This window comes from Phocaeicola sp. RTP21198st1_B8_RTP21198_201120 (assembly GCF_040929485.1).
Classification (GTDB): Bacteria; Bacteroidota; Bacteroidia; order Bacteroidales; family Bacteroidaceae; genus Phocaeicola; species Phocaeicola dorei.
This window is the reverse complement of sequence record NZ_JBCOCI010000073.1, coordinates 1-25,081: the sequence shown is the minus strand read 5'-3', so window position 1 is coordinate 25,081 and position 25,081 is coordinate 1. Positions and strand designations below refer to the sequence as shown.

Below are 25,081 nucleotides of genomic sequence, written 5' to 3'. Positions count from 1 at the left end.
TCTGCAAATTCAGTAATGAGAGGACGTGTAAACGCAATAAGGACGTTCAAGGGCTTAGTTGCGGATTTGAGGTTTATTAAATTTCTTTAAGTAAACTCTTTACCATATCTAATATATTGAAAGGCACAGAGTCCACCCGTTTACGTAATAGAGGCACTAGCAAGCCCGAAAGACAAAACGAGCGACCTGTGCCGTATTTAAACAAATACGACACACCCGCTTCGTATATCCTTGTCTTTCTTGAAAGTTGCTAGTTTTCTATTACAAGTTCACACGAATACGAATCGAATGAGACAAACCCATTCTACATAAGAATGGTGATATTACACACCAACTTACTGCAAAGATACACAAAATATTATAATGTGTGAAAGTTGATTAAGGAAATAACGAATTTTAATTCAAGATGGTTGGAAGTAGTATATTGTTTCCAATAGATTATAAAAAAAACAGCCAAACTCTTAGATAAGAATTCGGCTGTTTTTAGATGTGTATGTCTTTTGGATATATACTATAACCAAAATGGGTCTTCTTTCCAATTTGTGGTAAAGCCCATTGCTGTGGTATCTACATTCGGGAACTCCTGTAACAGGGACTTGAAATCTTGCACCAGTGTATTTTCAGGTTCAATTGCATTAAGCCAATAGATAAGGCAGCAAAATACAGCATAGAAACGATTGGCCATTTGCGGTTTGTCCGTTATCCAGGTATTTCGCAAGGTGGCGGGTAACTGTGGTATGACAGGCATCACCCTGTTCCAAATACGTTCATGATGGGCGCAAGCATTTCTTAACGCATTGACCGCCTTCATCCAACTTTCAAGCATTTCATGCTGTGGTACGCCATACGAACGGGCGATTTTCTTTTTGATAGTCGTATCGGCGAAATTGAAATAGAGCTTAGTCAAGCAACCGAATGAAACCAATTCCAATATTTTCCATGCCGGAGGATAACCTTCTTTGCCGTATTTAACACAATGCTCCTTGATAAACTCGTCTTTGGAGCGTTGGAGTTCTCTCTCCAGCGTACTTAAGTTCTCTGTAAACTTATGCTTGTCTGTGGCCAATTCCGGCTGGATAAACCAAAATGCGCCATGGCTTAACGAGAAATGATTGATAATCTTGGCACGCAAGGACACTTCTATTTGTTGTATTGCAGAGAAAATAAGCATTCTTAGCCGTGTATCGAACAGATATAGTGACACAGCCTTGCCAAATGAGGCTCCGGACTTGTATTGGTGCATAACCGTATCTTGCTCCATAGGACGAAGATATGTCCTGAAACGGAAATAGCTGACATTTTCAAGAAATGCCAACGCCTTGTTGTCGTCAGTAATTGACAGTCCCCTATCTTTTAATGTTTGGATTAAAGCAGGAACTTCAAGAGGGGAATTTGTATAATCCATAAACGTATATATAAAAAAAGTTCCGCCCTGGTACGCTGTTCTACGGGAAGCGTGGCGGATTCTAGCAATGCAAATGTACGACTTTCTTTTGGAATATCCAAGAGTTTCGGACAAATCAATTCATTTTTAACTATTTTAAAGCCTGTTCTTATCCCCATGCGATCGGTTCCACGTGTCGTAATCGGAATACGTAGGGGTATCATCCCAAAAGGATGATTTCTTTCTTCTTTTGCGGTGTTTGGGCTTTTTATCGTAGTCATCCCCACCGGAAAATATGCTTTTGAGTATTACATAACCTACCAAAAGTATTATCAGAGCGTCCATATATTCATGTTTTAAGTGTTTTGAAATCAGTATGTAAAGTTACAAAACAATATCTATATAATCAAATAATCACAGAGAAAATTCGCAAGAAAAACGCTGTCAGAAAATACCTAAACGGGCGACAGCTTCCTCTTTTGTCTCCCGGACAAACTGCAAGAGAATACCGGGATTGATGTAACGGTTTTGGAATTTGCAGGTAAGGTGCAAATGGGGACCGGTACTGCGCCCCGTGTTGCCGGTAATGGCAATCACCTCGCCGGGCATGACGGAAGCCCCCCGACGAACCAGCACTTGGGAAAGGTGGCAATAGCTGACGGTGTAACCGCCGTGACGGAGGGTGACGAAGTTACCCGAACGCCTGTCGTACCCCACCTTGACCACCACGCCCGACAACATGGCGTAAGCTTCTTCACCTTTGGCACGCAGGTCGATCCCGTTGTGCCGACTGCGCTTCTTGCTGAAAGGGTCGATACGGAGACCATAAGGCGAAGTGACAGTAATACGCTTCAACGGATAGGAGACGCTCATGTATCGCCGTACCCACTCGCCATACTCATTGGCAGGGAATTTCCCTGCCGTAGAAACAGACTCCTTATTTGGATTGGAAACCTTTTCTACAGGGGGAAGGCCTTTTTTTGTGTCTGTGCGACAGACCGGCTGCCGCCTGGCTACGGTGTGGAACTGCGCTTTAGCGGACAGACACACCGACAGCATGGATAATATAAGAATCGCTTTCATACGGACAAAGGTAGGGAGAGAACTTCGACTACTTTATATATAAAGGAGGAAAAGCACTGAATTTTAACCTTGTATAAGCCATCATACCTGGGAATCATACTCGCAACCAACACACGCCAGAATGGGTTGAATTTTCCGTTTGGAGTATGATTGACAGTCTGATTTTTCCGTGTTTCCATAAATAACTTCAAAAACGGAACGATTTATCGTTTCCGCCCAATACAGGTGCAGACGATGAATTTATTTTGCCCCCAAAAGTGAACTTATACCCAAAGGATTATGAACTATCAACACAAATTCAAAGAGGAAGAAATACCTTACGGCATCCTCAAAAAATTCGGACTGACCCGTGAAATGATTGGCGACTTGCCGCAATCGGTGTTGCAACAGGTATGTGACGGCTACCGTTCACCAGTGCTGCCTATCCATATCACGGATGAAGGAGGGAATATCATACAAGGGCGCACACGCTTCGCATTGGTCAGAACCGAAACAAGGGAAGCGGACATCCTGTTTTATCCGGTGCTTGCCCAAAGTCGATTGGAACAGTTCAGCGAGGCAAACTGCCAAAAGCTGGAAGCCGGGAAAGCGGTGATGGCTACCATGACCGATGCGGACGGCAGACAGGTGCAAGCCTTCCACCAAATAGACGAAGGCACCGGACAGATTCTTTCCGTGCCGACACCCGTCATCGGCCGTAACCTGCAATACTTCTGCGATTATTTTGAACTGAGCAACGCCGAACTGAACTGCCTACAGAACGGTGAGCCTTTGACACTGGTTGATGAAGGTAGTATGTTGACACTCGGTATTGACTTGCATGACCCTACCGGCATCCGCATCGGTATCGGGGATGAACGCCAATGGCGTGAACAGAACAAGAAGGGGTTGAAAAAATACAACTTCGGGTGCTTCGGCTGTTGGGTGATGGACGAACAGGGCAACCTGGACTATGTGGAGGAAAAGGAATACAGTGAAGAGATGTGGGAGGAAATGAAGAAGAACGGGGCAGGCAAATTGAAAATGAAGAATTAAGAATGATGAATGAAAAATTGGGAACGGAAAGATTCTATCCGGAAGAAACGCTTGTGGAGAAGGTGCAGAGCGGCGTGTTCGGATGGCTGGGGTATGTGACCCACCACTCCAAGGCATGGAAACAGGAGTATGAGCGGTATTGCCGCCTGCGTGAACTACCGATGAATGACGGAACCGCCGAGAAGTTCCTGCAAATGAAGCAAGAAGAACTGGAAGAAGCGATAGCGAACGGAGACGCTTGATTGAACCATTAAATAAGAGAATACAATATGTCTATCCGAAAGAATACCAATCCCCGGCCGTTGGATTTACCGCCGGAAATGCAAGACCTGTTGCTGCGTAACGGCATGCGTGGCTACCTTGCCGGAAGCAGCGAAGGGTTTGCCTTGATTGTGCAGGGGCATGATTCGCCCTTGCTGACCTATCCTGTCAGCGAGAAGCAACTGCGTGCGCTGACCGACTGGGGCACGAACTCCGCCAACAAACGGTGCTACAACACCTTTGCGAGTATCGTGGCCGCCGACTTCGACCTGCCAAAAGACTTCGTACACGCCCGGAACGCCAACGGACGGGTCGCCATGGGACTGCACGGCTACCGTATCGGTTCCGGAGAGTATGGATGTGTGGGAATGCCCATGCATCCTTTTCATCCAATCTGCCACGGCTTCCTCGGCTGGACACCCCGGCAACAAGGAGGCTTCCACCTGCGGCGCATCGGCGGAGACCTCTACTATCCCGGTGCGCCTATCGTGCCGAACCGCCCGGACGGACGTATGAAGCCGGGGGAACTGGAATCGGGCGGCTACGGTTTCTATTACAAAGGACACGCCACCACCCCGGTAGCAAAGAAGGATGTGCTGAAGGAGTTGCAGAACGTGGTGACACCCATACAAACCCGGCAGAGAAGCAGCGAGCCAGCCAAGCCTTATAAGGAGCTGATAGCCTCACCGGTGTATTTCACCAACAGAAAGTGGCAGGAGTGCCTGGCAAGCCACGGTATTATCGTGGATAGCGAGACACGAACGCTAACGGTGCAGTCGGCTTCGGTAGACGCAGACCTGCAATACGACCTGACAGCGGAGGAGTTGGCCGCACTGACCGCCAACACGCTGGAGGAAGCCACGATGGAGAAACGGCTGGAAATTATCAACGGGGTAATCCAAGATGATTATGACGGCAAAGTGACATTGGATATGCTGAATGGCAGGGAGATAGTGAACCTGCCCTTGCACCCGGAAGTGCTGGAGGATCTGAACCGGCAGCTCTTGACCGGACAGCAACAGGCAGAAAGAACCACCAACGGTATATCGGTGGAAGCGGAACAAGGGCTGCGGGAGGGATTACCAAGGGGCGGTGTGGTGATGGACGGCAATGACCTTTCGGTAATCCGTCCCGATAAAGGTTGGTACCGGGAAGGAAGACATGGCAGGGAGGTGACAGTGGACGACATCCGTGTGGAGCCGTCCGGACAAGAGGGAACATACAAGATGACCGCCATTATCGACGGCGAACGGGTAAGCCACGAGATTACGCAGAAGCAATACGACAAGTTTATGGCCATTGATGACTATCACCGCCTGAAACTGTTCTCCAAAGTGTTCGGCGAGGTGGATATGAAATCAAGAGACCGGACTCCGTTGGGAGTGAAAATCGGTGCCGCCCTGCTTGCCGGCGTAACGGTGGCTGCTGAGTTGGAGCATGACCACCATTGTCATTCAAGACCGGTAGTATTCGCCGAACATCACCACCACGGGCCTGCGCCACGTCCCTATTTCAAGCCGGGAGTGGATACGCCTATGGATGTGGCCGCACGCAACTTCGAGGCGGCGGTGAATGAACATATCCGTCATGAAATACGCCACGGGATGTAACCAAATAAAAAGAACATAACACAAACACACCTTATATATGTCGGAACTGACCTACGAAGATTTCAAGCAACGCATCAACATCCAGGAGGTGTTGCAGGATGCCGGCTACCGCCTGAACCGGAAGGACGGCATCCGCTATCCCTCTTACGTGCGCTTGGACAGCAATGGCCGCCGCATTCGTGGTGACAAATTCATTGTCACCCGAAACGGGCTTTGCTGTTTCCAACCGCCGGAGCAACGGAACTACAACATCATATCCTTTATCAAAGAACATCCGCATTTTTTTGCTGAATACACACCGGGGATGTCGAAGGACAGACTGGTAAACCTTGTATGCAACCGCCTGCTGAACCAACCCATGACGGAACGTAATACTCGTGTATTAGACCCGGAGAAACATAACAGCCCCTTCAATGCCGGCGATTACGAATGGCAAAGCTTCGACCGGGGGAATTGGGAGAGCCAGAAGAAATTCTATCCCTACTTCAAGAACCGTGGCATCAACCTTGCCACCCAACGGTTGTTTGCCGACAGTTTCTTCCTGACCACCAAGCAACGGACGGACGGCAAGCGATATACCAATCTCTCGTTTCTTTTGGTCTTACCAGGCAAGCCAGACGAAAAAGTGGGATTGGAGGAACGAAGCCGCCCGAATCAAGAGGGAAAAATGGTGTATAAGGGTATGGCCGCCGGAAGTAACGCCACGCAAGGAATATGGATAGGTAATCCAGAACACATGGCTTTGCCGGAGGTGAGAAACGTGTATTGGTTCGAGAGTGCGCTCGATGCGATGGCTTTCTGCCAGTTGAACGCAAGTACGCTAAATATGGAAGATTCGGTGTTTGTCTCCACCGGAGGGTCGCCGAGCCAGCAACAATTCAAAGGGATGATTGCAGAGACACCAACTGCCACACATCATCTTTGTTTTGACCGTGACCGTGCCGGACAGGTATTCGCTATCAATTTTGCGCTGACCCATGCCGGAAGGGAGTTCTCCAGTTACCTGTCGAAAGCCGGGAATTTAATCGTGCAAGATTGCAGCGAGGGTTATCAACGCCATGAAATAGCAATGGAACCGTTTGACTTCAAGAAAGTGACAGCGAGTTTGGGCATAAATGCTTTGAAGCCTGATTTGGAAGATGCAGTTCTCAAATACATGGAAATGGGTGACGGATATTTGCAGGAGATGTATATGAACCGTAGGGACAATTATGAAATCAGCCGTACTGACGGTGCGACAAACAAGGAGGAATTGGAGAAAATGGAAAACGACCTGCACGCTATCTCCAAAGCTCTACAAATGCTATCCCGGTCCGGCACACCTGCCATGGGAAACATCATCTATGAGCCGACGGCTGAAGGTTACAAGGACTGGAACGACCAATTGCTTGACAAACGGATGGAAACGGAAGAAAAGGAACTTGATGATTGGGAAATCAGTGGCAGGGCTACCCTGAACCGCGCCTTGTCCGATTTGCCTGAAATCAATCCCGAACATATCCGTACCGGCCTGTATGATGAAGCAGACCATGAAGCTGTACGCAAACGGATTGAGCGGGCAGAGAAAGTCGTGCAGTCTTTTGAAGTCAATGACAAAGGAATGCCGGATAAAGGCTTTCAGGAGATGTATGAGATACAGGAAGAACTTGCCCGGTTGGAAACGGATATAACCAACTCACTTTCGGGCATGAGAGAAGAATACCAACCCCGTTTTCACCGATAATCCCCATGAAGCCTATGCAGACCGCCCACTACGGAACCCTTGTCATCCGACCGCGTTCCATGCAATTTGCCATTGATGAATTGCCCCTGCTCCTGCTTTGCCTTGCCGGATACGGCTGTGCCGGGATAGAGAACCTTATCGGTAGCGGTATGCTGTTGAGAGTTTCTGTGTTGTGCAGCCTTTATCTACTGTACCGATTCATCTACCTGCGCCGTACCGAATACCTTATCAGCAGCGAACAGATAATCTACCGGCATGGCGTGTTCAGCCGAAGCTGCGACTACATGGAGCTGTACCGTGTGGTGGACTTCAGGGAACACCGCAGCTTCCTGCAACAACTGACCGGGCTGAAAACTGTGAGCGTGTATTCGGGAGACCGCATGACCCCCAAACTGGATATATACGGCGTGGAATACCGGACGAATCTTGTCGGTCATATCCGTGAACGGGTGGAAACCAATAAACAACGAAAGGGTATTTATGAGATTACAAACCGCTAGCCTCCTACTGCTTATGAGCATTCTGTGGGTACAGTATGCAGTGGCACAATATGTACAGACCAATCCACTGGAGTGGATGGCACTTGCCGAAGGAAATGAGGCTATCAATGGAGAGATAGAGAGCCAGACGGACGGACAACTACGCACGGCTGCCTTGCAGAATACCATTGCCGCCGAGTTTAATAAAATCCATGAATGGGAACGGAAATACAGCAGTTACCTGCAAACGGCCAGCGGGTATGCTTCCTCGTTGAAAGCCGCCACCACGTTGTATGAGGACGGCGTGCGCATCTTCATTTCACTGGGCAGGCTACACAAGGCTGTAAGCGATAATCCGCTGGGCGTCATCGCCACGTTGTCGATGAACAACCTGTATATCGAGACCGCCACGGAACTGGTGACGGTCTATACGCTGCTGCGGAATGCCGTAGCCACCGGAGGGCCGCAGAATATGCTGACCGGTGCGGAACGGAGTGAAACGATGTGGGCGTTGGCCGATAAATTAGGCGCATTCAACAAGAAACTGAACAAACTATGTCTGAGCATCCGCTACTATACGATGATGGACGTGTGGAACAACATCACCTCCGGAATGATTGACCGGGACAACAGCGAGATAGCGCACCTTGCCTTAGACCAGTGGAAACGGGCGGCAAGAGCGGCGAGGTATTAACGTAAGAAGAAAGAGCACATGAAGAAATGGCTTGGATATTACATCGGATTTATCCTGCTGCTATTGGCAGGGACGGCGAAAGTGGAGGCACAGATTGACCCGACACTGGCCGGGATGATATTAGGCTACACCAACAAGGCGGAGAAAGAGCTAAAAAGCCAGGAAAAGGCGATGCTGATGCAGACAACCGGACATCTCTGGATGCGGGAAGAAGTGGAAGGCACGACCGATTTGCAACGGACATTCAACAACTATCTTGATTCGTTCCGGGATATCGTGTGCTATGCGGCACAAATCTATGGCTTCTACCACGAGATAGGACGGCTGTCGGACAACATGGGAGACTTGTCGAAGCAACTTAGGCAACACGCTGAAGGGGCTTTTGCCGTGGCACTGACACCCCGGAGGAACCAAATTTACCGTGACTTGATATTGGGAAGCGTGGAAATCGTGAACGACATCCGGCAGGTGTGTATGAACAACACGAAAATGACGGAGAAGCAACGCATGGAGATTGTATTCGCCATACGCCCCAAGCTGAAACGGATGAACAAGAAGCTGAAGCATCTGGCACTCGCCGTGAAATATACCTCGTTTGTTGACGTATGGGCGGAGATTGACGAAGGGAGCCGACCCAGGCCAACGGACAAGGCTGGAATCGTGCAGGCTGCCATGCGGCGATGGAAACGGAGCGGAAACCGATAACAAAACAATCAAAGGAATCATATAAACACAATCAACACGACAATGGGAAAATGGTCAACAATCTTAGGTATAGGCAAAAAAGTAGCCAACCACTCGGCAACACAAACTACGGCACGCAGTATCGGAGGAGCACTTGTGCATCCCCAACGCACACTTGCAGGATTGGGAAATGCCACCAAAACAGCGGTAATGGGTGGTGGCATGGGATATCTCGCTTGGGAGAAACTTGTGAATGACAAACCGGTAGTCCGTGCGGCGGCAGACCTGCTGGTCGGGGAAGAAGCCGTTGACAAGGGACTGGAAATGGCAGGGAACGCTACAAATAAAATAGCGGATGCGGCAGACAAAGCCGGGGAAAGCCTGCAAGAGGTAAGCCAATCGGTGTCATCGATGGGTGCGTCTTGGGGTGGTGTGGGTACTTTTCTGCGGAACATGACCGGCGGCAACGGCATGGATATGTTGGGGAACTTCTTCGGCAATCTCGGTAAGGGGAACGTGTCGGGACTGGGCATCTTCGGACTGTTGGCTTCTGCCATGCTGGTATTCGGACGCTTCGGTTGGCTTGGAAAGATTGCCGGGGCGTTATTGGGCATGATGCTGATTGGTAACAATTCCAAAGTGGCACAACCGTTGACTCCTGCGGTGAGTGAAGAACAGGGACGGCCGGGAGGAATGAGAAGGTAATGAAGAATGAGGAATTAAGAATTTACTTCTGAAGACAAACACAAAAGAGACACAATGAATATCGGATTATTGGCAGTAGATAGCCGTTACCCTAACCTCGCACTGATGAAAATCAGCAGCTACCACAAGGCGCAGGGCAATCGTGTGGAGTGGTACAGTCCGCTCAGCCGATACGACAAGGTATATTTGGCGAAAGTATTCACCTTTACGCCGGATTACGCATATTTCCTGAACGCCGACGAAGCGGAACGAGGGGGAACCGGCTATGACATAGGAAAGGTACTACCTCCAGAGATAGACAGAGCCGTACCGGATTACAGCCTGTATGGAATAGACAAAAGAACGGCTTACGGCTTTCTGACACGGGGATGCCCGAACCGGTGCAAGTGGTGCGTAGTACCCCAGAAAGAAGGGAATATCAATCCTTATATGGATATAGAAGAGATTGCGGTGGAGGGGCGTAACCGTATCATCCTCATGGATAACAATGTACTGGCCTCGGACTACGGACTGGGGCAGATAGAGAAGATTGTCCGGATGGGGTTGCGTGTGGACTTCAACCAAGGATTGGACGCCCGGTTGGTAACGGATGAGACAGCGAAGCTACTTGCACAGGTGAAATGGCTGAAACACATCCGCTTCGGTTGTGATACACAGGCGCAGATAGCGGAATGCGAGCGTGCCACGGCTCTGATAGATAAATACGGATACAAGGGGGAATACTTCTTTTATTGCATCCTGCTCAATGATTTTGAAGAATCATTTTCCCGTGTGAACCATTGGAAACAGAAAGGGAGGCGTTTTCTGCCCTACTGCCAGCCGTACCGGGATTTGCACAATCCCAACCAAAGCATTCCCCAATGGCAGAAGGACCTGGCAGGCTGGGCCGATAAGAGATGGATATTCCTGAGCTGCGAGTTCAAGGACTTCATACCGAGAAAAGGATTCAAGTGCAGCACATATTTCAACCATAAAACGGAGACGAATGAAGGTTTTGAGCTTGTTTGACGGAATGTCATGCGGACAGATTGCCTTGAAACGACTTGGCATCCGGACGGAAACATATTACGCCTCCGAAATAGACCGACACGCTATCCGGCAAACCCAACTGAATTTTCCGGACACGATACAACTCGGCGATGTCACACAAGTGGACGTGCGCCAACTGGAGCCGATAGACCTGCTGATAGGCGGAAGCCCCTGCCAGTCGTTTTCCTTTGCCGGGAAACGAGCAGGGATGTCCACCATAGACAAGGAGGAAATCTATACGTTGAAGCGTTATTTGGAATTGAAGCGTGAAGGCTTCCTGTTTGAAGGGGAATCATACCTGTTTTGGGAATATATGCGTATCCTGACAGATATTCGCATGTACAATCCTGATGTGCTGTTCCTATTAGAAAATGTGGAAATGGGCAAGAAATGGGAACGTGTACTGAGCGAGGCTATCGGGATATTCGGGGTGCATATCAACTCCGCCCTGGTGTCGGCACAGAATCGTGCCCGCATCTATTGGACGAACATACGGACAAAAAAGGTCGGGCTGTTCGGTGAACTGCACGCCGACATTCCGCAACCTCAAGACCGGAAGATATTCCTCCGGCACATCGTAGAGGAAGAAGCGGACAAGAAATACTACTTGAGCGAAAAGATGATGGGCTGGCTGAAAAGGCATGGCGAGAAACGGAATACCGACATGAACGTGCTGGGAGACAACGACAAAAGCCACTGCCTGACGGCTACCGCACAGGCCAAAGGAAACCTGACCACGAACTATGTCTGTATGGCCATGCGTGGACGAGAGACCTGCCTCACTTCCCGGAGGACGGAGTATGGCAAGCGGATACGCAAGGCATACGAAGCCGGCAGCATTGCCGAACTCCGAAAGAACATCCAACAGCTTGAACCCCGGACAGACGGCAAGACAAACTGCCTGACGAGCGTGCAGAAAGACAACTTGATATGGGCTGGTCTGGCCGGATGCAGGCCGGACAGAAAGGGAAAGACAGGCACTTGTTCCCAAAATCCGCTCCCCTTTGGAGAAATATGTATGTCGTGCGGACGCATCCGCCGCCTGACACCCACGGAGTGCGCACGCCTGCAAACCATACCGGAATGGTACCAATGGAAATGCAGCGACACGCAACAATACCGTATGTTGGGAAACGGCTGGACAGTGGAAGTGATTGTACACATATTCAGCTTCTTAAAAGATAACATCCATATAAACATCGCCTGGCAACAGGCTTGAAACAAAAGACAATGAACTATACGCAAGAAATGAACCTGGTATCGAAAAGCGGCTATTGTATGCCGTTTGAGGAGAGTAAAGGAGAAGTGAGCCTGACGCTGGGCTACGGGAAGCAGATCCACCCAATGACACAGGAGGAGTTTTTCCACCATGGTGTGGACTTCGCTACCCACCGCTATATCCTTACCGCCGTAGCGGACGGTGTGGTATCGGGTATCGGCAGCAACCCCACGCACGGGCTGTACCAAGTGATACGCTACGGCAAGTATGAAGTGACCTACGCCCACCTTGCCAACGCGCTTGCCCCCTTCGGCGCACGGGTAAAGGCCGGCAGCGTGGTGGGTATCAGCGGAGACCTACTGCATATCGAAGTGAAGTATGACGGGGAGGAAATCAATCCGATGGAGTTCCTTGCCATGCTGTACGGCAACCTGCTGGCAATGCGGCAGCAAGGACATCCGGGTATGCCGGAACTGGAGACGATGGAAATGGATATTCCGACAATGTATGACGATGACCGGGAGGAAATCGAGGAACTGATGCTACGCTTCTACCCGGAGTACCTACTGGAAGTGGGCAACGGCGGCTACCGTGTGCCGGAGCATACGGAACAATCGCTGCGCAACATCTTCTCACAGTCCGCCGTGAAGAACTATTTCTATGAGATGATACCCTCGCTCGCCAACCCGTTGGGGATAGGAGACCGCTCGATGCCGATAGCCGCCAAAGTGCAGAACCTGCTTATCAGCGACTTCCTGAACTACCTCGCTTTGCGCCACGAGATTTTTCTTTCCACGCTGAGCGAAAACGATAAAAAAAAACGGCCGACCAAGCCATAGCGACTTGCGGCATGGTGGACCCGCTTACCGATTTGGAGATAGACGTGCAGAGTTTTGACATTCCCCGGCTGGTGACGGTATATCCCGACAAGGCCGGAATGCGGTGGTGGACGAAGGCATGGTTCAATAACCGAGAAGAAGGCGAAGCCTCCGTGGAAATCAGCCGGCAAGTGGCGGTAAAGTTCATCCAAGACCTGATTGACAAGGATACGATGCTGGAAGAATACTTTCCAAAACAGATGGAAGTGTACCACCACGCCATAGAACAGACCAAAGAACAACTATTGCAACAAATGAATTTGACATGAGCAAACCCCGACAGACCCAGCATTTTGCAGAAATCGAATATTGCCTGCAAAACTACTTCAACAGCCAGCTGGCTCCCGTGATGAAGGAAGCCCAAACCTACCTTACGCAAAAGCAGGTGGAAGAAATCGGTGCATACCACGCCAGTACTGCCGGCGTGCTGCGCTCTCTCGCCAACGGTGCGAACGGAATGCCGGACGACTCCTTGCCGTATCTCCGGCAGACCGGCGAGTGGAACAGCAAGACAACAGAGGATTATGTGGCAATGTGCCGGGAACGGATAGCCGCCACCCCGGAAACCGTGGAAGACCTGAGCCTGCTTGCCGGAGAGTGGCGCAATGCCGTTGTAGCGGAAATCGGTAGGGAACAGTACGAGGAACTCTCCAAGGAACTGGGTGGAGACCTCGCCTTTGCCTACGTGGACTACCGGGTGGAACAGATGATGATTGACCGAATGGCGGTCGAGCAGATGCCGAAATCATCCGTGGAGTATATCCTGCGGAAAGGTGCGGAAGGCAGCCTGCTGGGATTGGCGCAAGGCATGATGAAGTCGCCCCTGCAACAAGAGATAGAACGGCGTGGCGAAGCCGCCTACCGGCCAAGCGGTGCGGAGAAAGCATGGGGTACAGCGGTGGGTGTCGGCATGGACACCGTGATGATGGGCGGTATTTCCTCGTGGGGAAGCCTTATCAAGCTGGGCGGCGTGGAAGCGGTAAGCTATGCGGTGGGGAAATTCATGGACGGAACGGAGGATGCTCCGGCCATGACGGTGGAGGATTGTATCAGCCGTGGCGTGTTCGGCAGCGAACATAATGTGTTCGCCGACTTCCGTGCGCAAGGCAAGGTCATAAAATCCTACGAAAACCCTTACATCCTGTCGCTCAACGAGCGGTTGGCCCAAAAGATGGGCATACTGACCGAAAAACCGCTTTGGGCGGAACTTATGGAAGCCGAGGCGCAGGTTCCGCATGGGTGGCCATTCCCGGCATACGAGCCTCCTTCCAATGAGCGCAAACCCGGACACGGGGATGTGCCCATGGTGGTGGCACCTGGACGGGAAGAAGAATATCTAGCGATGATGCAAGAGGAAGAGGAAAAGGAACGTGTCGAAACTGCGAAAAGGGAAACGGAAAAAACGGCTACGGAACAAGATAATATGGCGGACAAGCATCCTACGGAGAGCGGTGAGACGCAGGGAAAGAGGAATGAAAACGGCTGGGGCGACTTGTTCGGCACTTTCGGGCTGGACGGTCTGGACGACATCGGCCAAAACTTGGGCTATGTCATTTCCATGCTGCCCGACATCCTTTTCGGGCTGTTTACCGGCAAGTCGAAATCACTGCTTCCGCAAAACAACCTGTTGCCCATCGCTTCCATATTGACCGGTATGTATGTACGGAACCCGATGCTGAAGATGGTACTGATAGGCATGGGTGGCGTGAACCTGTTGAACAAAGCCGGGCATGAAGCCCTTGGACGGCAAGGGAACAAAGTTGTGCAACCCTACAAGGTATATGCCGATGAGCCACTCAATCCACGCATCGCCAACCCGGTGCTGCAAGGGAACAGCCTGATTGCGGTGATTGACAAAGTGCCGTGCAGCATCCAACTGACCGACAATGTGGTGGATGCCCACCGTAGCGGCGCATTGCCCCTGAACACACTCGCCAACGCCGTGCTTGCCAAGCACGATGAAATGCAGCAAATGGCACAACAGAACTACCGGGCCGCCGAAGCGGAACGGGACGAGGGCCGGGAACGCACAATCCTACTCAAATAATCAAACAACCCTATAAACACAACAGCAATGAAAGAAAAAAGTCCACGTGAACAATCGGCCGCCCACCAACAGACAGCACTCCTGGTAAACGCCCTGAACGGTGCGGTTGCCGGTAGCGGCTACTGGCTGAATGCGGCGGGACGGAATTTACCGAAATTCTATCCGAAGGGTGTAGCTGTCAGTCCGTTCAACTCCCTCGTATTGGGCATGCACACCGACCAAAGCGGCTACAAGACCGGGCTATATACGATGTTCTCCGACGCAAAGCAGCGTGGAGAGGCAATATTGCAACAGGAACACGGCGTGCCGTTCAACTGGTACAAGTGGGACAAGTACGTGAACCGCCATAACTCGGAAGATATGCTGTCCCGTGAGGCATACAAAGCCTTGCCCGAAGCACAGCAGAAGCTCTACAAAGGAGTGCGCCAACGGGAAATCATGGTCTTGTTCAACATCGACCAGACCACTCTGCCGATGGCGGATGCGGAGAAATACCGGGATTTGCAACAACGCTTCGGCAGCCGTGCAGACCGGGGTTACCTGCAAAGCGAGGAACGACAACTGCGCAGCACGGTGAACCGGTTCGTGGCGCAGGTCAGGGAACACCTGCTTCCCGTGCGCAAGGATGCCGCAGGCATGGCGCACTTCGATACCGCCAAAGATGCAGTCTATATGCCCGAAGCGAAACAGTTTGAACACTACGAAGACTATGTGCAAGAACTGATGCGCCAAGTGGCAGGTGCCACCGGACACGCCCAACGGCTTGCCCGTGAAGGCATGGTGATGCAAGGCGGCAAAGCCCCCTCGGAAGATGCCATACGCTATGAACGGCTGGTAGCGGAACTGGCCTCCGGCGTGAAGATGATGGAACTCGGACTGCCTGCCCGGTTAGCGAACGACAGCCTGCCCTTGGTGGAACACTGGACACGGGAACTGCAAGAGAATCCGCACTACATAGATGCTATCGAAAGCGATGTGAACAATGCGCTGGGGGTTATCCGAAAGGCGGAACAGGGTGAGAAAGTGGAATATGCCACGCTGCGCACGCAACGCCAGACCTCGGAAATGCAGGAACGGCAAGGGCCGCAGGTGGACGCCCGTGAGAGTGCCATACTAGTGGATATTCTCCGTACCGGAGGAATGGCGATAGACGGACGCAACTTCCCTTCTCCTGAAGCCCGGAATGCGTTTCTGGAAAAATTCAATCTGGGTTATTACGAACGGCAGAAGAATGAAGCCTTGTTGAGGGTGACGGACGAAGATGCCGATGTGGTGGAGATAGCCTATACCGAAGCACTCGCCTACGGTGCGAAGATTGCCACGGCGTGCCGGGAATACCTGCCTACAGAATGGAACACGAAAGGAAACTACCGGATAGCAGAGGAACTGAAAAGCGTGCCTGACCGCTCCACCAAAGAAATGGTGGTGGTGCGCGACAGGGAGACCGGGATTGCCGACGTGGTGCTGCCTGCCGGTGCCACCACAGGTGGCCACGTGATACTGTCCGCTACGGACAGACGTCCGTTTTACCTGACTCCCGATGAGGTAATGCCTGCGCAGGAACGGTCGGAACAACAGGCAAGGGTCGTCACCAACAACCTGCCCGGATTCTCCAAGCAACAGATAACGGGCGCATTGATGAAGCAAGGAGCAAGCTATGTGCGTTTCTTCAACAAGGACGGCCTGCTGGGGTACCGTCCCGATGACAGTTACTTCAAGGACAAGGAAGTGTTTACCGCCAAGCTGACCGGCAAGGAGTTGCAAGTGCAGGCGACGCTTGATGTGGCGGAGGCGGTAGATAAAGCCACTAACGTACAGTTTGAGCGCATACAGATGTTACGTGATGACAATAACCGTTGGGCACTCTACTTGAAGCCCGTAGAGGGGGAAGCCTTCAGCATCTATCCCGATAAGGAGGACTTAAACCGCTTCTTCTCCGCCGTGAAGCAGAATGAACGGCAGTCGGCACAGGGGGTACGTATGGAACTGGCGCAGAAATATTATGCGCTCGGCACCGACCGCCCCGAACTAAGACAGGACTTGTTCGGCACGGCATCTACGGACGTGGATGTATCGCTTATCAAGCGTGTGAATATCTTCCGGGCCAAAGACGACAAGTTCCTTTGTGTGCCGCAAATCGAGGGAATGGGGAAAATTGAGGCTCGTGAGGTGTCGAGGCTGCAATGGCAACGGATCTGGATTGCGGAGGATATGGCCGGATATAAGACACAGTTGGCGGCCACCTTGTTTGCGGACGTGCTGAAACAGGCACAGGAAGCGAAACAGGCGAAAAGCCAAGTGGAGCATGGAAGGGAAAAGGAACAAGTGAAGGCTGACGGGGCGAAAGGACAGACGGACTGGAGGAATTTTGAGGAGTTGAAAGCCAAACACCCCGATGCCGTGCTTCTCTTCCGCAGCCGTGACTTCTATGAATCCTACAAGGAGGATGCGGACAGAATGGCAAACGTGCTGGGGCTTGACGTGTCGGAACGTGACGGAGGGATTCACGTGGCTTCGTTTCCCAAAACGGCATTGGACACTTATTTGCCCAAGCTGGTACGGTCGGGAGTAAGGGTCGGAATCTGCGATGAACTGCCTCGTAAGGGAGTGTCCGAAATGGACACCCCCGTTGAGAATGAGCAACGTCCGGCACGACGGATGTAGTGTGTAACGTATGAGAGAAACATATACCTATATATAATAATGAGCAAGAATCAAGAATATGCAGAACGGTATGCGAATTTTGCCATGGTACAGATGCGCAAGTACTGTATTCCGGCTTCGGTGACGTTGGCACAAGGTATACTGGAAAGTTCCAACGGACAAAGCCGACTGGCACAGAAAGAGAATAACCATTTCGGTATCAAGGCGACTGCGGCATGGATAGAGGGTGGCGGCAAATACGGGCTGTACACTGACGACAAACCGGATGAAAAATTTTGCAGCTATGCTACGGTGGGTGATTCCTACGAGCATCATTCCCGCTTCCTGAAGGAGAACAAGCGGTATGCGGATTGCTTCAAACTGGCGGCTGACGACTACAAGGGCTGGGCGCAAGGTCTGGAACGTGCCGGGTATGCCACCGGAGGGAACTATGCCGCCAACCTGCAACGGATTATCGAGGTGAACGGCCTTGACAAGTATGACCGTATGGTGATGGAAGCAGGGATTTCGCAAGGCAAGGCTGCCACGGAGCACTACTCCTTCCCGGTGGAAAGGAATGAGTTCCTGTTGGTGACTTCCCCTTTCGGGATGCGTAGAGACCCGATGAACCCGGACAAACAGCAGATACACAAAGGCATCGATATCCAGACAAATCGGGAGGCGGTGCTTGCCACGGAGGATAAAGGAAAAGTGGTGGCGGTCAATCAAAACGCCGACACGCCGGGCGGCCGATCCGTCACGGTGGAGTATGAACGTGCGGACAACAGCAAGGTACAGGTAAGCTATCATCATCTGGAGGCGGTAGGCGTAAAAACAGGTGACACGGTGAATGCCGGGCAACAGCTTGGCGTGTCAGGAAGTACCGGCACACGGACAACCGGAGAACACCTGCATCTGGAAGTGAAGCAAATTACTACGAATGGAACCCTGCGTGAAGTGAATCCTGCGGCTTACCTTGCCGAAATAGCACAAAAAGGGAACATCGGGCTGCAACTGCTTTCGGACGGCAAAGACTTGATGGCTAAATTCCGTACGCAAGAGGACGAAACTCCGACAACCGGTTTGGCTGATTCACCGGAAGATTGGATGAAAAAGCTGCTTTCCTCGGAGGACAGCGGTATCCGGATGAACGGTAACGACCCGATTATGGAGTTGGTGATGGGGATGTTTACCTCGCTGATGGCTCTTGCCGTGCAGATTGACGGCAAGGAACAGGAGCAGCAAATGGCGGCTGCAACCCAAGCGGCCTTGGAGAAACGCATCGACCTGTCGCAACTCGTTCCCTCGCTGAAATCCTGTGAGCTGGTGATACAAGAGAGGGTAAGACCTGTGCTACACGCCAAAGACAGTACCGGCAGCTACTCGCACGAACTGACTACAGCTGAGATGAACCGATTGTCGCTGATACTGAATGACACGGCAATGCCGGACGAGAGCAAGCGGCAACGGATCGGTACGGCGGTAAATCATATGCTCGTGGCTGAACGTGCAGCCAGAAGCTATGAGCAGGGCGTGGAGCAACGTGGGCAGCCGGAAGGTTTGCAGATTCGATAATAAATATAGAAACGAAATAGTTGTGTAACAATTAAAAGTGTGATTTATGATTAAGTGTAATGTGACAATCAACGGCATTGTAAGCCGCACGGCTTCCATGCGTACCAACAAAGAGGGGAAATCCTACATCGGCTTTGCCGTGAAAACGACCATTCCTGCCAAAGCAGGCGGCTGCAAACAAGTGGAGATATTCGTGTCGAAAGACGGAACGGATGCGGAACTGCCTTCCTATGTGGCCGGGCAACGTATCGGGTTGAAGGGAGTGCTGACTTTCCGCAAGCGTGAAGAAAACCTGTATCTCAATTTCCATGCCGAGAGCGTGGATTTTCTCCCGGAAAACGAGCGTGATGCGATTGAAGGCACTATCAAGTTCCGGGGTACGGTGGGCAAACAGGTGGAGAAAAAGAGAGACAAGAGGGGCAATCCCTACTGGGTATTCTCTGCCTTCAGCACGGAGAAGCACGAGGAAAACTTTTCCTTTACATGGGTGCGCTTCATCTGTTTTACCGCTGAAAAAGATGGTTGGCTCCACCCTAAAGCACGTATCTGTGCCAAAGGAGTGTTGGAACTCTCCGTATATCTGGACAAAATCAACCTCTCCTGCCGGGTGGAGGAAATGAGGGAATGGGTGAAACCGGCTGTAACGAATGAAACTGAATTTTGAGCATGGCAGGAAAAAGATATAATCCGGATGGACCAAGTGCAGAGGAACGTGCGCTTGAACGGTTTACGGAACTGATGATAAAGAAAATATCGTCTATCAAGGGAGACTGGAAGAAACCGTGGTTTACCGAGAACTTTATGGCATGGCCGAAGAACCTGTCCGGACGAGAATATAACGGGATGAATGCGCTGATGCTCATGTTGCTTTGCGAGGAAAACAGCTACAAGCTACCGGTGTTCTGTACCTTTCAGCGTGTGTCGGGACTAAACTATTCGACGGACAGACAGGGGAATCATAAGCCATTGACGGATGCCAATGGGGAGAGGCTTCCGCAGGTGTCTGTCCTGAAGGGGGAAAAATCGTTTCCGGTATTCATTACCACGTTTACCGTGGTGGATAAGGAGACGAAAGAGAAAATCAAGATGGAGGACTATCGGAAACTGTCGCCGGAAGAACAGAAAAAGTATTCGGTATATCCCAAGCTGAACGTACATAATGTATTCAATGTGGCACAAACCAACCTCCGAGAAGCACGTCCGGAACTATATGAGAAGCTATGTGAACGGAACAACTTAAAACGCCCAGCCTCCCTGGACGATGAAAAAATGGCGTTTGCCCCATTGGATGAGATGATTGAAAAAAAACTGTGGGTGTGTCCGATTTCTTTGGAACATCAGGATAGTGCTTATTACAGCATTGCCAAAGATGCGATTGTGCTGCCGGAAAAGAGCCAGTTCATCAACGGGGAATCGTTTTACGGGACGCTGCTGCATGAAATGACGCACAGTACGGGGGCTGAAGGACGCTTAGACCGTATCAAGCCAGCCGCTTTCGGAAGCAAAGAGTATGCCCGTGAGGAACTGGTGGCTGAATTGGGCAGTGCTTTGGTAGCCTCGCAGTATGGTATTACCAAGACAATCAAGGAGGATAGCGCACAGTATCTCGGTTCCTGGCTGGATGTATTGAAGGAATCCCCGGAGTTTCTGAAAACCACATTGTTTGATGTAAAAAAGGCTTCATCGATGATTGCACAACGGATTGATGCGGTGGCTGAGAAAATTGAGGCAAAAGCCCGGCCGTTCTATTGCTCTGTGGCATTTCTTCAATCTCAGGATGATACGGCAAGATTGGATGCATTCAAAGATAAAGGAGACTTTGAGGGGCTACTGAATGAAGCCACGGAGTATTATGACGGGAATGGCATGGATGAGATGTATACTTACAGATATCCGGCACAGCATACGCATGATAACGTGCTTATTGAAAATGAGAAATGGGCATTGGTCTATAACGGAAGTGTCGGAGGAACTTATGACCTGATGTTGAAATATAGCGAAGAAGAGGTACGTGACCACATCCGTCGCTATGGTATCGGAAGGGCATCTGAAGATGTCAAGAATTTTGCAAAGGATATGGTAGCAAAAGAATACCTTTCAACAGTAAAAGTACGTTCGCCGAAGTTCGAGATGCCTACCGGTGACATTCTATGCGCTTACTATAACAGATTGTCTGATACACTGGATATAGGGACAGTCGTAAACGGTAAATTTACGGAAAGGCACAGCTTTGCCTATGACCATGACAAAGACCTTACCGGCAACCTGCAAAATGTCCGGACGGCTTTGGAAGCAATGCCCGAATATCAGTACCGGGGCGATGTTGCCGGCGAAAGGGTAAATCCTCAAATAGACCTCATGGATGCGGATAATGATGGCAACACGCAGGAGGTGGCACATGAGGAAAGGGAACAGGAGGATGAGTATGTGCCTTATCGGAGGGGAAGATAAGATGTTGAGTGCAAGGAGTGTATGGGCACATTCCTTGCACTGCTCTTTTTATTCTTCTATGAGCGTTAATTGCTCCGGACGGTCGGCAAACCAATAGGCATCGCTGTCAATATATACGCATCTGCCATTGACTGGCTTTCCAAAAGCCAACACTTCGTGGGGACCGAATACTACTCCGTGGTCGTTGGTGAAGATAACCCTGTCACCGACGGATAAATCCCGGTCTGTGTAGGTGACTTCGGAAAGTCGGTCGTAGAATATCGTACCTTCCGCTTCATACCGGGCTTTCCAACGCTGGAAATCCTCTTTATGACTCATGGTCATGCCAAAGGGGAATAACTCGGAGGGGAAAACTTCGGCTTCCGAATGGTCGGAGGCAATCAGGATAATGCTATCTTCGTCAATTTCCTTGGGGGCGGAAATCACTTTGTAAGCTCCTGAAGCCTTGCCGTTGTCGGGGGCGTTCCAATAAAGGGTGTTGCCGTTCTTGATAAAATCGTACTTGCTCATTGTGTATAATTATTTAGTTGAAAATCAATATAAAGCATTCTTGTGTTGCCACTTCTAAACCACATTTTTTTGTCCTGCAATTTTCCAGCCATAAACTGCTGCCACATCGGGATATAGGGAACGTATCAGTTTGCGGAAACCTCTTTCGTCTATCTCACCGTTGTAAATCTTGGCTGCTATACGTTCGGCTGTTTCTTCGTCTTTGGCTATGCGGTAAAGCACATAGTTGGTGCCATCATGGTGGTGCAGTATTCCACGTATGTTGTAGGCATCGCCGTACCATTCGGCATCCTCGCATCGGGTATGAAGTATGTTGGCAATGTTGTTACCAAAAAATTGAAAGGCATTTCTTCTGCCTTGCCATAGCCCTAAATCGGCAAACGCAATAATAATGCCATTTACCTTTTTATCAAGGTTGCCTCTTTCATCGGACAGGTCTAAATACACTTCGTCTGCCCATTCTTCATCAGTGAGTTGGTAATCCTTATTTTCCGTAATGGCACGCATATTTTCCAAATAGTTTTCACGCGCTTCATCATCATAAAGCATTTCGCTGCTCCAAATCATTTTCTTTTCCATTGTCTTACTCTTTAAATTGTTGGTTATGCACTTCCCCTTTCATTAGAGAATTTTTATCTCTACCAGGAGTTCTATTTTTACGTGCAATCCCATAACGGCTTGTCAGGCAAAATAAAGGCAAGGAATTTGGGGATTTTGATGCCGGGCTTGGAAAGCCTATTAAAATATTCAAATAACGGAGTGGTACTTGACGGATTTTGCGAGCCGTAACTTTGCAGAGTAAAAAGGAAGGCTTGGTAGATGGGAATGGCGGATTGAGCTAAAAGAGGTTAATTTGCTGAATTTATGGCTATGATTACAAAATAAATCTCATACAAGTTTGTTTTCTCAAATAAAAAATGTACATTTGCAGTATAGAATTATCCCCCTTGGTTGGGAAAGACCAAGGCTCGCCCTCGATTTCGAGGGCTTATTTTTTATATGACTATGGCAGAAAAAAACAAGCAACGAGTAATCATTTACATTGACGGATTCAACTTCTATTATGGATTAAAGACCGCTCCGTGGAAGAAGTATTATTGGCTAGATATTGTCAAGTTGATGGAGTCTTTCTTACGTCCTAATCAGGAATTAATAGCAGTAAAGTATTTCTCTGCTAGACCGACAGACGTAGGTAAACGGAAAAGACAGGATGCCTTTTTCCAAGCCAATAAGGAGAATCCGAAATTTAAGTTAATATTGGGAAAGTATCTAAAAAAGGAAATCGAGTGTTTCAAATGCCACAATATCATCCATACTTACGAAGAAAAGGAGTCTGACGTGCGTATAGCTACCCAGATTGTGGCCGACGCTTTCCAACATAACTGTGACCTTGCTATCATTGTTTCCGCAGACAGTGATATGATACCAGCCGTTGAACTGGCCAAAGAAGCTAAAATCAATGTATTTATCTATTTCCCACCTCATCAGTATTCTAGTAACTTGGCTACAATGGGAAATGGAGCACCCATTCAGATGTTGCGCTATGAAAAGAGGTTTAAGCAGGCATTATTGCCAGATAAAATAACGCTTGCCAATGGATTTGAACTTTCCATTCCAACGGAATGGAAAGTTTTACAAAGAGGAGAAAAATAACATCTCATTGCTATTCAAGGCAGGGATAGAGATACAGTTTTTTTATAATAATTGGATTCAATAAATGGCAGTATTATTTGACAGTTTTTCATATAGGATAAAGGAAGTCGAATCTGGTATATGTTATGATAGATGGCATTTTGGAAAATATCCAGAACTTACTATGCCTGAACATTTATATTATTTGAATCGAGTTATAAATTGTTTGCTAACACATGATAAAATCATTATCAGGACAGATTCATTGGAAGAAATTATAGACGTTTTGGGTTTTGAAGCCTTTAGACTTTTATATGAAAGGCAAGAACTTGTAATAATTGATAATTGGTGGTTTCCAGCATTCATGATAGGAAATGAAAATTTGCTATTTATGAATATGCATAAGAGTAATTATTATGATAAAGTTATTGAACGAATAAATAACAAATATGGTTTTCAGGCATCTTTATTTATCAAGCAAGTATTTGAAAAGGTAACTTCTGATTCAGAATCGGAAGAATATGTATATTGGGATCATATTGCCCAAGAAAATATGTATGAGGATTTCACAATCAATAATCAAATTAGAACCTATTTAAATATAGAATCTGAAAACATCCTTGACATTAACGAAAAAGACACATGGAGTGCCGTAAGATTATGCCTATTCGAAAGAAGTATTGTGTGGGGTAGTTATTTACAGACTGATGAAATAATTTTAGAAGATGAAGCTAAGTATTATTTCATGCAGAAAAACAATCTAATTCCAGAACAAACTCTTAATGATAGAATGAACAAATATCTTTTTGCAAGGAATATTCCCAACTTATCTTTGCTTTATTACAATAAAATAATTGATATAAAAAAAATTATTCAAGTAAGAGATCATGCTTTTGGAGGTTTTTATAGAGATTGGCTACAATCGAATAACTATAATATAAATGAACTGGAGCGAATCCTTTTAGGAGGTAACTCATCTTCACAAGCAGAAAAATGGTTTAGATGGGGACTGGTTTCTGTTACAGGACTAATCCTTCCGGCTGTGGGTGGATTAGCTGTCAGTTTACTAAATGAAAAAATTCCATCATTCTCCCAAAAGATTCCAAATATTTTCTTCGATCATGTATTATCTCAAGTTTTTAATACTAGAAAAAACAGGAATGCTTTGCTTGCTTTGAAATGACATTAGTTTGTCGAAATTTTCAATAATTCACTTGATTGTTTTTTCCCACTACTAAATAAGGCTACAAATATTTGGTAATTTCATTTGAGTGGATGTTTACAAATAAAGTTGATTAAAAAAATCACTATATTATTTTTATCTTTATTTCAAAAATTAGCCGGCTGACCTTCACAGGCTAACCGACTATCACACAATATAAGTTTTTTATTATGAACAAAAAGTAATCCTCATTTTGGGGGAGAAAGCAATCTTACAC

At 48.9% G+C, this 25,081-nt stretch carries 24 protein-coding genes; 19 read left to right on the top strand and 5 right to left on the bottom strand.

The genetic code is table 11. From position 1 onward, the window contains the following. Positions 1-511: 511 nt before the first annotated feature. The 3 genes from AB5935_RS19125 to AB5935_RS19115 all read right to left on the bottom strand — a co-directional run bounded on the left by AB5935_RS19125 (position 512) and on the right by AB5935_RS19115 (position 2,467). A complete protein-coding gene (locus AB5935_RS19125) occupies positions 512-1,405 on the bottom strand; it encodes an Abi family protein (RefSeq protein WP_225982618.1) in 894 nt (297 codons plus the stop codon). 135 nt (positions 1,406-1,540) lie between these two features. Beyond that, positions 1,541-1,729: a hypothetical protein gene (locus AB5935_RS19120; RefSeq protein WP_004319418.1), complete on the bottom strand. Its 189-nt coding sequence runs from the start codon at positions 1,727-1,729 to the stop codon at positions 1,541-1,543. A gap of 99 nt (positions 1,730-1,828) precedes the next feature. Next, positions 1,829-2,467, bottom strand: coding sequence for a M23 family metallopeptidase (locus AB5935_RS19115; RefSeq protein ID WP_005836195.1), 639 nt, complete (start codon positions 2,465-2,467; stop codon positions 1,829-1,831). 279 nt (positions 2,468-2,746) lie between these two features. Here AB5935_RS19115 and AB5935_RS19110 point away from each other — a divergent pair, with 279 nt between their 5' ends. From AB5935_RS19110 to AB5935_RS19030, 17 genes are read left to right on the top strand one after another with little or no spacing between them, the layout of a single operon-like run. After that, positions 2,747-3,502, top strand: a complete 756-nt coding sequence (locus AB5935_RS19110) for a DUF4099 domain-containing protein (protein WP_004319423.1) — start codon at positions 2,747-2,749, stop codon at positions 3,500-3,502. A 5-nt stretch (positions 3,503-3,507) separates the two neighbouring features. Continuing rightward, the gene (locus tag AB5935_RS19105) at positions 3,508-3,744 is read left to right on the top strand and encodes a hypothetical protein (RefSeq protein WP_008667075.1); all 237 of its coding nucleotides are present in this window, start codon (positions 3,508-3,510) and stop codon (positions 3,742-3,744) included. A 27-nt stretch (positions 3,745-3,771) separates the two neighbouring features. Continuing rightward, a complete protein-coding gene (locus AB5935_RS19100) occupies positions 3,772-5,373 on the top strand; it encodes a hypothetical protein (RefSeq protein ID WP_005836198.1) in 1,602 nt (533 codons plus the stop codon). A 37-nt stretch (positions 5,374-5,410) separates the two neighbouring features. Next, a complete protein-coding gene (locus AB5935_RS19095) occupies positions 5,411-7,096 on the top strand; it encodes a toprim domain-containing protein (protein ID WP_005836200.1) in 1,686 nt (561 codons plus the stop codon). A gap of 14 nt (positions 7,097-7,110) precedes the next feature. Further along, entirely contained in the window at positions 7,111-7,596 is a 486-nt protein-coding gene (locus AB5935_RS19090; protein WP_005836202.1) for a PH domain-containing protein, read from the top strand. Further along, positions 7,577-8,269 (top strand): hypothetical protein, encoded by a 693-nt coding sequence (locus tag AB5935_RS19085; protein ID WP_005836205.1) that lies wholly within the window; start codon positions 7,577-7,579, stop codon positions 8,267-8,269. Before AB5935_RS19090 ends, AB5935_RS19085 begins: the two co-directional genes overlap by 20 nt. Before the next feature lie 18 nt (positions 8,270-8,287). After that, complete coding sequence (locus tag AB5935_RS19080) at positions 8,288-8,974, top strand: hypothetical protein (RefSeq protein ID WP_004319434.1); 687 nt, start codon at positions 8,288-8,290, stop codon at positions 8,972-8,974. 42 nt (positions 8,975-9,016) lie between these two features. Further along, positions 9,017-9,658, top strand: coding sequence for a hypothetical protein (locus AB5935_RS19075; RefSeq protein WP_004319436.1), 642 nt, complete (start codon positions 9,017-9,019; stop codon positions 9,656-9,658). Positions 9,659-9,712: 54 nt separating this feature from the next. Continuing rightward, positions 9,713-10,666: a radical SAM protein gene (locus AB5935_RS19070; RefSeq protein WP_004319438.1), complete on the top strand. Its 954-nt coding sequence runs from the start codon at positions 9,713-9,715 to the stop codon at positions 10,664-10,666. After that, a complete protein-coding gene (dcm, locus tag AB5935_RS19065) occupies positions 10,644-11,906 on the top strand; it encodes a DNA (cytosine-5-)-methyltransferase (RefSeq protein WP_004319440.1) in 1,263 nt (420 codons plus the stop codon). The genes AB5935_RS19070 and dcm overlap by 23 nt, the downstream gene beginning before the upstream one ends. An 11-nt stretch (positions 11,907-11,917) precedes the next feature. Then, positions 11,918-12,745, top strand: a complete 828-nt coding sequence (locus AB5935_RS19060; RefSeq protein WP_004319442.1) for a M23 family metallopeptidase — start codon at positions 11,918-11,920, stop codon at positions 12,743-12,745. A gap of 11 nt (positions 12,746-12,756) precedes the next feature. Beyond that, positions 12,757-13,053: a hypothetical protein gene (locus tag AB5935_RS19055; RefSeq protein ID WP_005836208.1), complete on the top strand. Its 297-nt coding sequence runs from the start codon at positions 12,757-12,759 to the stop codon at positions 13,051-13,053. Beyond that, complete coding sequence (locus AB5935_RS19050) at positions 13,050-14,831, top strand: hypothetical protein (RefSeq protein WP_005836210.1); 1,782 nt, start codon at positions 13,050-13,052, stop codon at positions 14,829-14,831. The genes AB5935_RS19055 and AB5935_RS19050 overlap by 4 nt, the downstream gene beginning before the upstream one ends. A 27-nt stretch (positions 14,832-14,858) precedes the next feature. Continuing rightward, the gene (locus tag AB5935_RS19045; protein ID WP_005836212.1) at positions 14,859-17,495 is read left to right on the top strand and encodes a zincin-like metallopeptidase domain-containing protein; all 2,637 of its coding nucleotides are present in this window, start codon (positions 14,859-14,861) and stop codon (positions 17,493-17,495) included. Positions 17,496-17,534: 39 nt separating this feature from the next. Next, positions 17,535-19,049, top strand: a complete 1,515-nt coding sequence (locus tag AB5935_RS19040; RefSeq protein ID WP_005836214.1) for a glucosaminidase domain-containing protein — start codon at positions 17,535-17,537, stop codon at positions 19,047-19,049. Positions 19,050-19,095: 46 nt separating this feature from the next. Beyond that, positions 19,096-19,713, top strand: coding sequence for a hypothetical protein (locus tag AB5935_RS19035; protein WP_005836217.1), 618 nt, complete (start codon positions 19,096-19,098; stop codon positions 19,711-19,713). A 2-nt stretch (positions 19,714-19,715) separates the two neighbouring features. Further along, on the top strand, positions 19,716-21,500 hold the full coding sequence (locus AB5935_RS19030) for an ArdC family protein (RefSeq protein ID WP_005836218.1): 1,785 nt from the start codon (positions 19,716-19,718) through the stop codon (positions 21,498-21,500). A 48-nt stretch (positions 21,501-21,548) separates the two neighbouring features. On the opposite strand, the gene AB5935_RS19025 is transcribed toward AB5935_RS19030, so the two are convergent. Beyond that, complete coding sequence (locus tag AB5935_RS19025; RefSeq protein ID WP_004319453.1) at positions 21,549-22,010, bottom strand: hypothetical protein; 462 nt, start codon at positions 22,008-22,010, stop codon at positions 21,549-21,551. 54 nt (positions 22,011-22,064) lie between these two features. Further along, entirely contained in the window at positions 22,065-22,589 is a 525-nt protein-coding gene (locus tag AB5935_RS19020) for a hypothetical protein (protein ID WP_005836220.1), read from the bottom strand. A gap of 420 nt (positions 22,590-23,009) precedes the next feature. Between AB5935_RS19020 and AB5935_RS19015 the strand changes: the two genes are divergently transcribed. Together AB5935_RS19015 and AB5935_RS19010 are read left to right on the top strand one after the other, a co-directional pair. Beyond that, on the top strand, positions 23,010-23,663 hold the full coding sequence (locus tag AB5935_RS19015) for an NYN domain-containing protein (protein WP_005836221.1): 654 nt from the start codon (positions 23,010-23,012) through the stop codon (positions 23,661-23,663). Between the two features lie 64 nt (positions 23,664-23,727). Then, a complete protein-coding gene (locus AB5935_RS19010; RefSeq protein ID WP_004319459.1) occupies positions 23,728-24,825 on the top strand; it encodes a hypothetical protein in 1,098 nt (365 codons plus the stop codon). Positions 24,826-25,081: the final 256 nt, after the last annotated feature.